The organism is Ruegeria sp. CJ3, assembly GCF_056536725.1.
Window position 1 is genome coordinate 273,514 of the sequence record NZ_JBQFQE010000004.1, and the last position, 12,210, is coordinate 285,723.

Annotated in this window: 14 protein-coding genes; 9 read left to right on the forward strand and 5 right to left on the reverse strand. The window is 63.0% G+C overall.

Annotated elements, in window-relative coordinates; all coding sequences use genetic code 11:
- Window positions 1-137 precede the first annotated feature (137 nt).
- Window positions 138-2,231, reverse strand: coding sequence for an FAD-dependent oxidoreductase (locus ACR0J1_RS09645; protein ID WP_480732372.1), 2,094 nt, complete (start codon window positions 2,229-2,231; stop codon window positions 138-140).
- Window positions 2,232-2,464: 233 nt separating this feature from the next.
- Here ACR0J1_RS09645 and ACR0J1_RS09650 point away from each other — a divergent pair, with 233 nt between their 5' ends.
- From ACR0J1_RS09650 to ACR0J1_RS09690, 9 genes are all read left to right on the forward strand, one after another.
- Window positions 2,465-3,283 carry a cyclase family protein gene (locus tag ACR0J1_RS09650; RefSeq protein ID WP_480732370.1) on the forward strand — a complete coding sequence of 273 codons (819 nt, stop codon included), beginning with the start codon at window positions 2,465-2,467 and terminating at the stop codon, window positions 3,281-3,283.
- Between the two features lie 191 nt (window positions 3,284-3,474).
- The gene (locus tag ACR0J1_RS09655; protein WP_480732368.1) at window positions 3,475-3,693 is read left to right on the forward strand and encodes a hypothetical protein; all 219 of its coding nucleotides are present in this window, start codon (window positions 3,475-3,477) and stop codon (window positions 3,691-3,693) included.
- 191 nt (window positions 3,694-3,884) lie between these two features.
- Window positions 3,885-5,087, forward strand: a complete 1,203-nt coding sequence (gene pcaF, locus ACR0J1_RS09660; RefSeq protein WP_480732366.1) for a 3-oxoadipyl-CoA thiolase — start codon at window positions 3,885-3,887, stop codon at window positions 5,085-5,087.
- Between the two features lie 15 nt (window positions 5,088-5,102).
- Window positions 5,103-6,095 (forward strand): 1,2-phenylacetyl-CoA epoxidase subunit PaaA, encoded by a 993-nt coding sequence (paaA, locus tag ACR0J1_RS09665; protein ID WP_480732365.1) that lies wholly within the window; start codon window positions 5,103-5,105, stop codon window positions 6,093-6,095.
- A gap of 18 nt (window positions 6,096-6,113) precedes the next feature.
- Window positions 6,114-6,398, forward strand: coding sequence for a 1,2-phenylacetyl-CoA epoxidase subunit PaaB (gene paaB / locus ACR0J1_RS09670; protein ID WP_480528288.1), 285 nt, complete (start codon window positions 6,114-6,116; stop codon window positions 6,396-6,398).
- Window positions 6,398-7,156 carry a 1,2-phenylacetyl-CoA epoxidase subunit PaaC gene (gene paaC, locus ACR0J1_RS09675; RefSeq protein ID WP_480732362.1) on the forward strand — a complete coding sequence of 253 codons (759 nt, stop codon included), beginning with the start codon at window positions 6,398-6,400 and terminating at the stop codon, window positions 7,154-7,156. The genes paaB and paaC overlap by 1 nt, the downstream gene beginning before the upstream one ends.
- Before the next feature lie 81 nt (window positions 7,157-7,237).
- The gene (gene paaD / locus ACR0J1_RS09680; protein WP_480732360.1) at window positions 7,238-7,699 is read left to right on the forward strand and encodes a 1,2-phenylacetyl-CoA epoxidase subunit PaaD; all 462 of its coding nucleotides are present in this window, start codon (window positions 7,238-7,240) and stop codon (window positions 7,697-7,699) included.
- A 14-nt stretch (window positions 7,700-7,713) separates the two neighbouring features.
- Window positions 7,714-8,784, forward strand: a complete 1,071-nt coding sequence (locus tag ACR0J1_RS09685; RefSeq protein WP_480732358.1) for a 2Fe-2S iron-sulfur cluster-binding protein — start codon at window positions 7,714-7,716, stop codon at window positions 8,782-8,784.
- A 13-nt stretch (window positions 8,785-8,797) separates the two neighbouring features.
- Entirely contained in the window at window positions 8,798-9,556 is a 759-nt protein-coding gene (locus tag ACR0J1_RS09690) for a Phenylacetic acid catabolic protein (protein WP_480732356.1), read from the forward strand.
- A 3-nt stretch (window positions 9,557-9,559) separates the two neighbouring features.
- Here the strand turns inward: ACR0J1_RS09690 and ACR0J1_RS09695 are convergent, their stop codons facing one another.
- The 4 genes from ACR0J1_RS09695 to paaI form a co-directional block, all read right to left on the reverse strand.
- Window positions 9,560-9,769: a hypothetical protein gene (locus ACR0J1_RS09695; protein WP_480732355.1), complete on the reverse strand. Its 210-nt coding sequence runs from the start codon at window positions 9,767-9,769 to the stop codon at window positions 9,560-9,562.
- A 68-nt stretch (window positions 9,770-9,837) separates the two neighbouring features.
- Window positions 9,838-10,434: a TetR/AcrR family transcriptional regulator gene (locus tag ACR0J1_RS09700; RefSeq protein ID WP_480732353.1), complete on the reverse strand. Its 597-nt coding sequence runs from the start codon at window positions 10,432-10,434 to the stop codon at window positions 9,838-9,840.
- A 22-nt stretch (window positions 10,435-10,456) separates the two neighbouring features.
- Window positions 10,457-11,764 (reverse strand): phenylacetate--CoA ligase PaaK, encoded by a 1,308-nt coding sequence (gene paaK, locus ACR0J1_RS09705; RefSeq protein ID WP_480732351.1) that lies wholly within the window; start codon window positions 11,762-11,764, stop codon window positions 10,457-10,459.
- 17 nt (window positions 11,765-11,781) lie between these two features.
- Entirely contained in the window at window positions 11,782-12,210 is a 429-nt protein-coding gene (paaI, locus tag ACR0J1_RS09710) for a hydroxyphenylacetyl-CoA thioesterase PaaI (RefSeq protein ID WP_480732349.1), read from the reverse strand.

Consider the following 12,210-nt stretch of genomic DNA (forward strand, 5'->3'; position numbering starts at 1 on the left):
TCCCGCCAGTCGTCGATGTTCCTGACGGAACACCTCCTCCTGTTGGGCCCGGCATCGCGCCTTGCGCGATGCCGGGCCCAAGGCCGCAAGCGGTATTGGCGCAGCCAATGTCGCGCGGGCGCGGGAGTATCCCCGTCTCAGACCTGTTTGTTCAGATCGTCGAACGTACGACCCTCGGCCACCAGTTGCTCGAGCAGCGGCGCGGGTTGCCAGAAATAGGCATCCTCGGCGGACCAAGCCCGGATATCCGCCAGCACCTCGGGCAGCCCCCGGATGTCAGCCCATTTCAGCGGCCCACCCCAATAGCGCGGAAAGCCGTAGCCATAGAGCAGCACCACATCCACATCCAGCGGACGGCGGGCGATGCCCTCGCCAACTACCCGGGCGGCCTCGTTGACCATCGCCGTCATATAGCGGCGCACGATCTCTTTATCCTTGAACGCCCGGGGTGTGATGCCCTGCGTCGCGCGATCGGCCTCGATCAAAGGCATCACTTCGGGGTTCGGCACACCGCCGCGCTTGCCGGGCTCGTAGACGTAATACCCTTTGCCGGTCTTCTGACCGAAATGCCCCGCCTCGCACAGCTTGTCGGCATAAGAGCTGTCGCGCACGCGCGGGTCCTGCCCCGCCGCCCGCTTGCGCTTGCGCGTGGCCCAGCCGATATCCAGCCCCGCCAGATCCGAGACCGCAAACGGCCCCATCGCAAAGCCGAACCCGGTCAGCGCCGCGTCGATCTGATAGGGGCTGGCCCCGTCCAGAACCATGTGGTCGGCGCAGGCGCGATAAGCGCTGAGGATACGGTTGCCGATAAACCCGTCGCAGACGCCCGCGCGCACGGACACTTTGCCCAGTCGCTTGCCCAGCGCGAACCCCGTCGCCACAACTTCGGGCGCGGTCTTGTCAGCCACGACAACCTCGAGCAGCTTCATCACGTGCGCGGGAGAGAAAAAGTGCAGCCCGATCACGTCGTCGGGTCGCCCGGTCGCCCGCGCGATCTCGTCGATATCCAGATAAGACGTGTTCGTGGCCAGTACCGCGCCGGGTTTGCAGACCTCGTCCAACCGTGAGAATACCTGTTTCTTAATGTCCATATCCTCGAACACCGCCTCGACCACCAAATCGGCAGTTCCGAGCGCGCTGTAGTCAACCGCAAGTGTTAGCTTGTTTTCAAGGATATCATCGTGATCGGCTTGGCTCAGCTTGCCGCGCTTCACCGCGCCGCTGAGGTTACCTGCGATCCGCCCTTTGGCCGCGTGGGCCGCGTCAGACGACATCTCGAGCATCACCACCGGAAGCCCCGCCAGCAGCGCGGCGGTGGCGATGCCCGCACCCATCGTGCCGCCACCGATCACGGCGATCTGATGTGCCGGGCGCGGCTCGATCCCCTGCAATTCAGGCAGTTTTCCAACCGCCCGTTCCGAGAAAAACGCGTGGATCAGCCCCTTGCGCTGGTCCGAGGCCATAAGCTCCATGAACAGCTCACGTTCGCGCGCCTGACCGGCGGAGAAGCTGTCGGCTTCGCATGCGGCCTGAACCGCGCGTACTGCCATGGCCGGGGAAAGCTGGCCCCGGCCCTTCCTCAGCACGGCCTCATAGGTGGCATCGAAATCCATCGGCGCGGGTGCGGGCATATCACAGACCGGGCGACGCGTGGCTCCGCCCGCCAGCAGCTCACGCACATAGGCCAACCCGACCTCGCGCGGGTCGCCGTCCTGCACCTTGTCCAGAATGCCCAGTTGATGCGCCTCGGGCGCGGTCACGTGACGGCCCGTCGTGATGATGTCCAGCGCCGGCGCCACCCCGGTCACGCGCGGCAGGCGCTGCGTGCCTCCGGCGCCGGGGATGATCCCCAGATTGACCTCGGGCAGCCCCACTTTGGCCGAGGGCACCGCAATGCGGTAGTGGCAGGCCAGCGCCACCTCAAGCCCACCGCCCAGCGCGGTACCGTGCAGGGCCGAGACCACCAGCAGCGGCGAAGCCTCGATCCGGTCACACAGCGCTGGCAGCAAGGGGTGTTGAGGGGTCTTGCCGAACTCGCGAATATCAGCCCCAGCGAAATAGGTCCGGCCTTCGCCATAGATCAGAACGGCCTGCGCGCCTTCGGTCTCGGCCCGTTCGATCCCGTCCAGCAACCCCTGCCGGACCGCGATCCCCAGCGCGTTGACCGGCGGGTTCTGCGCCGCGAGCACGGCAATATCACCGATTTTTTCATAGCTGATCACCTGGGACATCCGGCTGCCTCTCTCCCCGATTGACATATGCGGGTGAGACTGGCCCGGTCCGCGCCCGTATTCAACCCTATTTCCGACCATGCGTTCGGTTTTTCGGCAATCGTGTTAACGGATATGTGAGCGCCGCTGTCGGGCGCGCACGATAGGGTGCTGAAATTGAGCCAAGTGGACCGGGCGGCAAAGCCCGGGCAAAGCCGCACTGCCAGAAACACAGAAGACAGGGAGTAATTCGAATGTGCGATATATGCGTAATGAACGCCGTAAAGGACCGGATGCTATCGCGGCGGTCGTTCTTCAAGGCCGGGGCTGCGGTCGCCGCCGGAGCCGCATTGGGAACCGCCAGCACCCCGCCCGCCATGGCGGCCGGGCATGGTGAGGTCGTCGATATGACCCATATCTATGACGCCGATTTCCCCACCTATTTCGGACAGCCCGGGATTGAGGCCAACCAGTCGTTCAACTTCAAAGACAACGGCTTTAACCTGTTCAATCTGGCTGTGAACGAACATACCGGAACCCATATCGACGCGCCCCTGCACTTCTCGGCGGATGGTCAGTCGGTCGATGAAATCCCGGTGTCGAATCTGGTCTGCCCGCTCTGCGTTGTCGATATCGCCGCCCGCGCGGCGGAAGACGCTGATGCGCAGGTCACGCCGGATGACCTGAAGGCTTGGATCGCCTCGAACGGGCCGATACCCGATGGGGCCTGCGTGGCGATGCATTCAGGCTGGGGCGCGAAAACGGCCACCGCCGGGTTCCGCAATGCGGATGATGAAGGAAAAATGCACTTCCCCGGGTTCCACGTCGAAGCCGCACAGATGCTGATGGACGAAACCCAAGCCGTCGCGCTGGCCGTGGATTCACTGTCGCTGGATCATGGGCCGTCGGCGGATTTCGCCACCCACTACGCCTGGTTGCCCACCAACCGCTACGGTATCGAGAACCTCGCCAATCTGGACAAGGTCCCGGCCAGCGGCGCCACGCTGATCGTCGGTGCGCCGGCCCATCGCGGTGGCTCGGGCGGACCGGCGCGCATCTTTGCGATGGTCTGAACCCGACCGCCGACATTTTGACGCAGCATCCGGGCGGGAGTCGACCCTGCCCGGTTTTTTTGTTTCTTTTCAATGAACCTGCGCCAGCGATGCAAATGCTGCACAGCTGCTATGCAGCGGGCACGCTAGCCGGGGCCAGCCCCCGGGCGTAAAGAGCAGCCGCGTTCAACAGCTCAGACGGGCCCTGATTTATGCGACATTCAACGGCACAACAATCCTCTCTGCAGGCGGTATTTGCGGCGGTAGCCGATATCGCCAAAGGCATCTGCCAGGCCGTGGCCCAGATCGGCTCGGCTCGCGCGAAGGTCCGCAAGATCTCGGCCCTGTGGTCTCTGACCGATGCCGAACTTGCCGTACGCGGTTTGCGGCGCGAGGATATCATTCGTCTGGTCATGGCAGACGCGATCTAAACCCGAAAGTCAGACCAACAGATGCAGCCCGCGCCCGTCGCGGGCTTTTCTTTGCGCTCACATAATATGTTACCGAAATTCTCTCAACTGTAGCTTTGCGTTACATTTCCCTTGCCGCGAATCAATCCAAAGCGTATTAACCGACCCATCGGTCACTTAATCCGTGACGCTAAGTTGGGAGTTCACGACCCATGGACGCATTCATCTGCGACGCCCAGCGCACCCCCATCGGGCGCTACGGAGGCAGCCTGAGCCAGGTGCGCACCGATGATCTGGCTGCAATCCCGCTGGCCGCGCTGATGGCGCGCAATCCGCAGGTGAACTGGGCCGCAATTGACGATGTGATCTATGGCGACGCGAACCAGGCGGGTGAAAGCAACCGCAACGTGGCGCGGATGGCCGCCCTGCTGGCCGGGTTGCCGGTTGATGTGCCGGGCACGACGATCAACAGGCTCTGCGCCAGTGGTATGGATGCGGTTGGTATGGCGGCACGCGCAATCAGGGCGGGCGACTATGACATGGCACTTGCGGGCGGCGTTGAAAGCATGTCCCGCGCGCCGTTTGTGATGCCCAAGTCGACCGGCGCCTTTTCCCGGTCGAACGCGGTCTACGACACCACCATCGGCTGGCGGTTTGTAAACCGAAAGATGCAGCAGGAGTTTGGGATCGACTCCATGCCCGAAACGGCAGATAACGTAGCGGAAGATTACGGCATCAACCGCGCGGATCAGGATGTTTTTGCCGCACGCAGCCAGGCCCGCTGGGCCGCGGCGCACCAGGCCGGGGTGTTTCAGGAGGAGATCACCCCGGTCACAATCTCCCAGCGCAAGGGCGACCCGGTCATCGTCGATCAGGACGAACACCCCCGCCCGGGCACAACCGCCGACAAGCTGGCCGGGTTGAAAGCGATCAACGGACCGGACAAGACGGTCACTGCGGGGAATGCCTCGGGCGTAAATGACGGCGCGGCGGCGATCCTGATGGCGAATGAGGCGGCGGCTGCGCAAAACGGCCTGACACCAATTGCCCGCGTGGTCGGCATGTCGGTCGCGGGGGTCGAGCCGCGCGTGATGGGCATCGGCCCGGTGCCCGCCAGCCGCAAGGTGCTGGCCCGCGCGGGCCTGACCATCGACCAGATGGATGTGATAGAATTGAACGAGGCCTTCGCCTCGCAAGGGCTGGCCACGCTGCGCGAGCTGGGTGTTGCCGATGATGCGCCGCATGTGAACCCGAATGGCGGAGCCATTGCCATCGGCCATCCGCTGGGCATGTCGGGCGCGCGGCTGGTGATGACCGCCGCCTATCAGTTGCGCCGCACGGGCGGGCGCTATGCGCTGTGTACCATGTGCGTTGGTGTCGGTCAGGGGGCCGCACTAATTCTTGAACGCGTGTAAGGGAGGAGACCTCGCATGTATGCTCAGATGATCAAGACCGCCGGAACCGGTGTGAAAACCCGCGATGAGATGTCCGAACAGGAACGCGCCTTTCAGGACAAGATCGACGCAGGAATCAAGATCGAGCCCAAGGACTGGATGCCCGACGATTACCGCGCGACGCTGATCCGCCAGATCGGCCAGCATGCCCATTCCGAGATCGTCGGCCAACTGCCCGAGGGCAACTGGATCACCCGCGCGCCCACCCTGCAGCGCAAGGCGATCCTGCTGGCCAAGGTGCAGGACGAGGCCGGGCATGGGCTGTATCTGTATTGCGCGGCCGAAACACTGGGCGTCAGCCGGGACGAGATCACCGAGATGCTGCTGGATGGTCGCATGAAGTATTCCTCGATCTTCAACTATCCGACGCTGAACTGGGCCGATATTGGTGCGGTGGGCTGGCTGGTCGATGGCGCCGCGATCATGAATCAGGTTCCACTGCAGCGGACGTCTTTCGGGCCCTACTCGCGGGCCATGATCCGCATCTGCAAAGAGGAATCGTTCCACCAGCGGCAGGGCTATGACGCCATCCGCAAGATGGCCGAAGGCACGCCCGAGCAACGCCGGATGGCGCAGGATGCGATGAACCGGCTGTGGTACCCGTCGCTGATGATGTTCGGGCCGTCGGACAAGGACAGCGTGCATTCGGCACAGTCGATGGCTTGGAAGATCAAGATCAACACCAATGACGAGCTGCGCCAGAAATTTGTCGATCAGACCGTGCCGCAGGCCGAGTATCTGGGCCTGACCATCCCCGACCCCGACCTGAAATGGAACGAAGAGCGCGGGCATTACGATTTCACCGAGCCGGACTGGGCCGAGTTCTTCGACGTCATCAAGGGCAACGGCCCCTGCAACGTCGACCGTCTGGCCGCGCGTAACAAGGCCTGGGACGATGGCCAGTGGGTCCGCGACGGGCTGCTGGCCCATGCCCGCAAGAAACGCGCCGCCGATATGGCCGCAGAATAACCCGAAGGAGGAACCAGCATGAACACCGAATGGCCCCTGTGGGAAGTCTTCATCCGCGGCCAACATGGCATGAGCCACCGCCATGTCGGCTCGCTGCACGCACCTGACGCGGAAATGGCGATCAAGAACGCCCGCGACGTCTATACCCGCCGCAACGAGGGCGTCTCGATCTGGGTGGTCGAAGCGAACAACATCGCAGCCTCCTCGCCCGGTGACAAAGGGCCACTATATGAGCCCAGCGAAAGCAAGGTCTACCGCCACCCGACGTTCTTCGACATCCCCGAAGAAGTGGGGGCGATGTGATGACCCGGGACGAGGCATTTCACCAATTCCTGCTGCGGATGGGGGACAACACCCTGATCCTGGGCCACCGCGTCAGCGAATGGTGCGGTCATGCGCCGGTGCTGGAGGAAGATATTGCGCTGGCCAACACCGCGCTGGACCTGATTGGGCAAACCCAGATGTGGCTAGGCCTGGCGGGCGAGATCGACGGCGGCAAAAGCGCCGATGATCTGGCCTTTCTGCGCGACGCGTGGGATTTCCGCAATGTGCTGCTGGTCGAAGTCCCCAACGGCGATTTCGGCCGCACCCTGATGCGACAGTTCCTGTTCGATGCGTGGCATTCGATCATGCTGGGGCGGTTGATGACCTCTTCCGACGAACGTGTTGCGGCCATCGCCGCCAAGGCCAGCAAAGAGGTCGCCTATCACCTCGAACGCTCGGGCGATACGGTCGTCGGACTTGGTGACGGGACCGAAGAAAGCCATGCCCGGATGCAGGAGGCGCTGGATTATCTGTGGCCCTATGTGGGCGAGATGTTCGCCAGCGACGCGGTCGACGCCGAGATGGTCAAGGCGGGCATCGCGCCCAATCCGGCTGATCTGCGCGCTGAATATGACGCGCTGGTCGGGCGGGTTCTGGCCGAGGCGACGCTGACCGTTCCCGACAGCCGCTTTGCACACAAGGGTGGGCGCGACGGGCGGATGCATACCGAACATCTGGGCCACCTTTTGACACAGATGCAATGGCTGCAACGCGCCTATCCCGGCGCTGAATGGTGACGCCGGATTGATTTCTTTTGAAGAAATCAATCCGGAATTTTTTCAAAATTCCGCCCGCCTTAGCGGTAAGGGACGCACAAGATGACACCTGCGCGCATAGACCAGATCTGGGAGTGGCTGGACGCCGTCCCCGACCCCGAGATCCCGGTGATCTCGGTCGTCGATCTGGGCATCGTGCGCGATGTTCGTTGGGAAAACGACACGCTGAACGTCACGGTCACCCCAACCTATTCCGGCTGCCCGGCCACATCCGTCATCAGCATAGATATCGAGACCGCCCTGCGCGACCACGGGATCGACAAGCTGCGGATCGAAACCAGCATCTCGCCCGCCTGGACGACCGATTGGCTCAGCACCAAGGGCCGTGCGAAACTTGAGGAATTCGGCATCGCCCCGCCCCAGCCCGCAGGCGGCCCCGAGCGCTGCCCGCGCTGCGGCAGCACGGCGGTGGAAAAGGTCAGCCAGTTCGGCTCGACCCCGTGTAAGGCGCATTGGCGCTGCACCGACTGCCTGGAACCTTTCGACTATTTCAAGTGTATCTGACACAGGAGCACCGGATGGCACGCTTTCACGATCTGGAAGTCACCGACATTCACAAAACCATCCGCGACGCGGTGGTCGTCACGCTGAAACCGGTCAACGGCGCAGCGGACGCGTTCGATTTCACCCAAGGTCAATACCTGACCTTCCGGCGCGATTTCGACGGAGAGGAGTTGCGGCGGTCCTATTCGATCTGCGCGGGCAAGGATGACGGCGTGCTGCAGGTGGGCATCAAGCGGGTCGAGGGCGGTGCATTCTCGACCTGGGCGAATACCGACCTCAAAGTCGGCGACGTGGTGCAGGCGATGCCGCCGATGGGCGGTTTCTTCACCCCGCTCGAGTCCGAAGCCGAAAAGCACTATCTGGGCTTTGCCGGCGGATCGGGTATCACGCCGGTGCTGTCGATCCTCAGAACCACGCTGGCGCGCGAGCCGGGGTCACGCTTCACGCTGGTTTACGCCAACAAGGGCGTCAACACGATCATGTTCCGTGAAGAGCTTGAGGACCTCAAGAACCTGCATATGGGCCGCCTCACCGTGATCCATGTGCTTGAGGCCGACGCGCAGGAAATCGACCTGTTCACCGGACTGGTCACGCAGGAAAAATGCGCCGCGCTGTTCGAGCACTGGATCGACGTTGAAACCGTCGACACCGCGTTCATTTGCGGCCCCGAGCCGATGATGCTGGGCATCGCGGCGGCGCTGCGGGGGCATGGGCTGGACGACAGCCAGATCCGGTTCGAGCTATTCGCCAGCGCCCAGCCCGGGCGTGCTGCACTAAAAGTGACGACCCAGACCGCAACGCAGGGCAACCAGACCAGTGCCTCGGTGACACTGGACGGCGCGACCCAGACCCTGACCATGCCCAAGGACCAGACCATTCTGGATGCGGCGCTGGACAACGCCATGGACGCGCCGTTTGCCTGCAAGGCCGGGGTCTGCTCGACCTGCCGCTGCCGCGTGATCGAGGGCGAGGTCGAGATGGTCGCCAACCATGCGCTTGAGGACTACGAGGTTGAAAAGGGATATGTCCTGAGCTGTCAGGCCTATCCTCTGACCGACCGCGTTGTCGTGGATTACGACCAGTAAGAGGGGCCCGAACATGACCGATACGATGACAATCGAAGAGTATCTGGCCGCAGGCGGCGTTCTGACCAACCCGGCCAACGTGCCCCCGCGCTATCGCGCCGAGGTGCTGAAGCTGATGGCGACCTTCGTTGACAGCGAACTGGCCGGGGCCGCCGGGTTTGCCGACGCGATCAATCTGGGCCCGGGCATCAAGGAACGTATCGCCGCTGCCCGGATCGTGCTGGAAAAGACCGACAATGCCGACCGCGTTCTGAAGGTCATGGGAGAGTTCGGGGCCGACACCGAACGCTATGCCACCCACCACCCCTGGACCGCCCGCCTGAGCCGTGACGCCGATATTGGTGCCTCGCGGTCCGAACATGACATGCGCCTTGCGGTGTTCAACTATCCGATCGACGGCTGGGTCGACGCTGTGGTGATGAACCTGTTGATGAGCCGCGCCGTGGCCGAGCAACTGGCCGAACTGTCGATGGTCTCGTACCAGCCGCTGGCCGAGGCCTTCCGCACCATTGCTCCTATCGAGGCGCACCATGGCGCACTGGCGCTGGAAGGGGCCGAAAAGCTGGCTGAACAGGGCATGGGGCCGCAGATGCAGGCCTCGGTCGACTACTGGTGGCCGCGGGTGGCCGCCAGCTTTGGCGCGGCGGATGCGGACAAGACCGAGCGTTTGCGCAAGATGGGTTTGCGCCGCATGACCGGGGCGGAGCTCAAGGCGCGGTGGATGGCAGAGGCCGCAAAGGTTATAGAGACGCTGGGGTTGAAGACGCCCTGACCGTCAACGCGGACGGCTGATCAGCCCAAACTTCAACGCCAGAGACCGCAGCGTTCTGCGCCTGCGTTTAATCGCAGGCACGCCGCGCTTGCCGGGCGCGCCGCCCTGACGGTTGAACTCGTACACGTCAATGACCCGCTCGGCGCAGCCACAGGCTTCACCCATGCCGACCTTGGCGAAATAGAATTTCTCGAAACGTTCCGGGGTTTGCATGATGATCCTCCGGCGTCAGTAAACCCCGGCGGGCGGCAAAATGCCAAATCAACTCTGCGAAAGCGCGGTCAGAGCCCCCGCACCCCGGTCAGCGTCAGATTGCTGACCAGCGCGGCATAATCCTTGCGTGCTTGGGCATCGGCGCCTGGGTTCCACATATAGTACCAGTTCAGCATCCCGAACACCGACATCGTGGCCGCGCGCAGCTTGGCGGCGTCGTTCTGAAACACCTCGGGTGCGATTTCGGCGATGATATCGCTGAGGAACACGACCATGTCCCGCTGATACCCGCGCAGCAGCTTTTGCTGATCGGCGGGCAGCGCCGATATGCCGCCGGTTTGCACCCGATGCTCATCATCCACACCCTGATAGGCCAGCAGGATTTCTCGCACCGTCACCCGCAGCCGGTCCGCTGCGCCGAGCCCCTGCATGTCCAGCCCGCAGATCGCATCGCGCAACTGCCGCAGATAGGTGTCGAGCATGTCGAACAGGATCGCGTCCTTGCTGTCGTAGTAGTGATAGATATTGGCCTTCGAGATCCCGCACTCGCTGGCCAGTTGCGACATCGAGGCCCGGTCGAACCCTTCGCGCGCAAAGACGCGAGCAGCCGATTTCAGGATGCGGGCGCGCTTGTGATCATGGTCTTTTGCTATCGTGCGGGCCAAAGCGTTGCTCTCCGTTTGTGGGTCATGCGTCCCGGTTGTCGATCACACGGCGAGCCTTACCCTGGCTGCGCTCGACCTCGCCGGGTTCGCCGACATCTATCTCGGTGGAAATGCCGACTACTTCCTTGATCCGGCGCGACAGCATCCGCGCGGCGGCAGTCTTGCTGAGTTCATCCGCAGCATCCGGCGCGGCCTCGACGTGAATGCGCATCGCGTCCATACGTCCCGCGCGGAACAGTTCGATCTGGTAATAGGGCGCAAGACCGCCGGTGGCCAGAACCTGTTCTTCGATCTGGCTGGGGAACACGTTGACGCCACGCAGGATGATCATGTCGTCCGAGCGTCCGGTGATCTTCTCCATCCGCCGCATCGACCGCGCCGTGCCCGGCAGCAGCCGTGTCAGATCGCGGGTGCGGTACCGGATCATCGGCAGGCCCTGTTTGGTAAGCGTGGTGAACACGAGTTCCCCCATCTCGCCATCTGGCAAAACCTCGCCCGTCGCGGGGTCGATGATTTCGGGATAGAAGTGATCTTCCCAGATCACCGGCCCGTCTTTGGTTTCGACGCATTCATTCGCCACGCCGGGTCCCATGATCTCGGACAGGCCGTAGATGTCGACAGCGTGCATGTCGAACGCCTGCTCGACCTCGGAGCGCATCGAATCCGTCCACGGCTCGGCCCCGAATACGCCGACAGACAGCGAGCACTCGCGCGGATCGAGACCAACCTTATGATACTGTTCAAGAATGTTGAGCATATAGGACGGCGTCACCATGATCCCGTCCGGCTTGAAATCGGTAATCAGATCCACCTGTTTGGCGGTCTGGCCACCGCTCATGGGCACGACCGTGGCCCCCAGACGTTCAATCCCGTAATGCGCGCCCAACCCGCCGGTGAACAGGCCATAGCCATAGGCGTTGTGCACCATGTCGCCGCGCCGCAGCCCGCTGGCGCGCAGGGATCGCGCCACCAGATCGGCCCAGTTGTCGATATCGCCCTGGGTATATCCCACCACCGTCGGCTTGCCGGTGGTCCCCGACGAGGCATGAACACGGACGATGTCCTCGCGCGAGACGGCGAACAGTCCAAAGGGATAGTGGTCACGCAGATCGTTTTTGTAGGTAAACGGGAACCGCGCCAGATCGCTCAGCGATTGCAGATCGTCGGGATGCACACCGGCCTGCTCGCAGCGCTGGCGGTACATCGGTACGTTGTCATAGGCATGGCGCAGCGACCATTTCAGCCGGTCCAGTTGCAGGCTGCGAATCTCATCAATCGACGCGATCTCAATCGGATCGAGATCCGCCTTGTTCGGTGTCAGATCCTTCATGCCATCCCTCTTCGTCTTCAGGTCTCGTCAAACACCGGGCCTTTGACCGCGCGGGAAAAACCCCGGAACTCTGCGATCTTCTGGTCGGTTTGGTTGGTTACGGTCACGTCATAAATGCCACTGCGCCCGGTCAGGCTTTGTTCCGTCGCGCGAGCGGTCAGGAGGTCACCCGCATGGGCAGGGGCGACAAAGCTGATAACATTGTGCTGCGCCACCGTGGACTGGTTGCGGCTGTTGCAGGCAAAGGCAAAGGCGCTGTCGGCCAGCATGAAAGTCACGCCGCCATGGCAGATGCCATGCCCGTTGCAATGGTGGTCCTGTACCGTCAGCGTCAGGGTGGCGCGGCCCTCGTCAACCTCGCCCAACTCCATCCCCGCCCATTTCGAGGCGTTGTCCCGCCCCCACATGGCCGCGGCGGCCTTTTCAGCGCGTTCCTTCGGCGTCAT

Excerpts from the sequence above, each read along its gene's own strand:
- paaA (WP_480732365.1), top strand. The coding sequence starts at position 5,103 with ATGTATGCTCAGATGATCAAGACCGCCGGAACCGGTGTGAAAACCCGC.
- paaI (WP_480732349.1), bottom strand. The coding sequence starts at position 12,210 with ATGACGCCGAAGGAACGCGCTGAAAAGGCCGCCGCGGCCATGTGGGGG.
- ACR0J1_RS09650 (WP_480732370.1), top strand. The coding sequence starts at position 2,465 with ATGTGCGATATATGCGTAATGAACGCCGTAAAGGACCGGATGCTATCG.
- ACR0J1_RS09690 (WP_480732356.1), top strand. The coding sequence starts at position 8,798 with ATGACCGATACGATGACAATCGAAGAGTATCTGGCCGCAGGCGGCGTT.
- ACR0J1_RS09645 (WP_480732372.1), bottom strand. The coding sequence starts at position 2,231 with ATGTCCCAGGTGATCAGCTATGAAAAAATCGGTGATATTGCCGTGCTC.
- paaK (WP_480732351.1), bottom strand. The coding sequence starts at position 11,764 with ATGAAGGATCTGACACCGAACAAGGCGGATCTCGATCCGATTGAGATC.
- ACR0J1_RS09685 (WP_480732358.1), top strand. The coding sequence starts at position 7,714 with ATGGCACGCTTTCACGATCTGGAAGTCACCGACATTCACAAAACCATC.
- paaB (WP_480528288.1), top strand. The coding sequence starts at position 6,114 with ATGAACACCGAATGGCCCCTGTGGGAAGTCTTCATCCGCGGCCAACAT.
- ACR0J1_RS09655 (WP_480732368.1), top strand. The coding sequence starts at position 3,475 with ATGCGACATTCAACGGCACAACAATCCTCTCTGCAGGCGGTATTTGCG.
- paaC (WP_480732362.1), top strand. The coding sequence starts at position 6,398 with ATGACCCGGGACGAGGCATTTCACCAATTCCTGCTGCGGATGGGGGAC.
- pcaF (WP_480732366.1), top strand. The coding sequence starts at position 3,885 with ATGGACGCATTCATCTGCGACGCCCAGCGCACCCCCATCGGGCGCTAC.
- paaD (WP_480732360.1), top strand. The coding sequence starts at position 7,238 with ATGACACCTGCGCGCATAGACCAGATCTGGGAGTGGCTGGACGCCGTC.
- ACR0J1_RS09695 (WP_480732355.1), bottom strand. The coding sequence starts at position 9,769 with ATGCAAACCCCGGAACGTTTCGAGAAATTCTATTTCGCCAAGGTCGGC.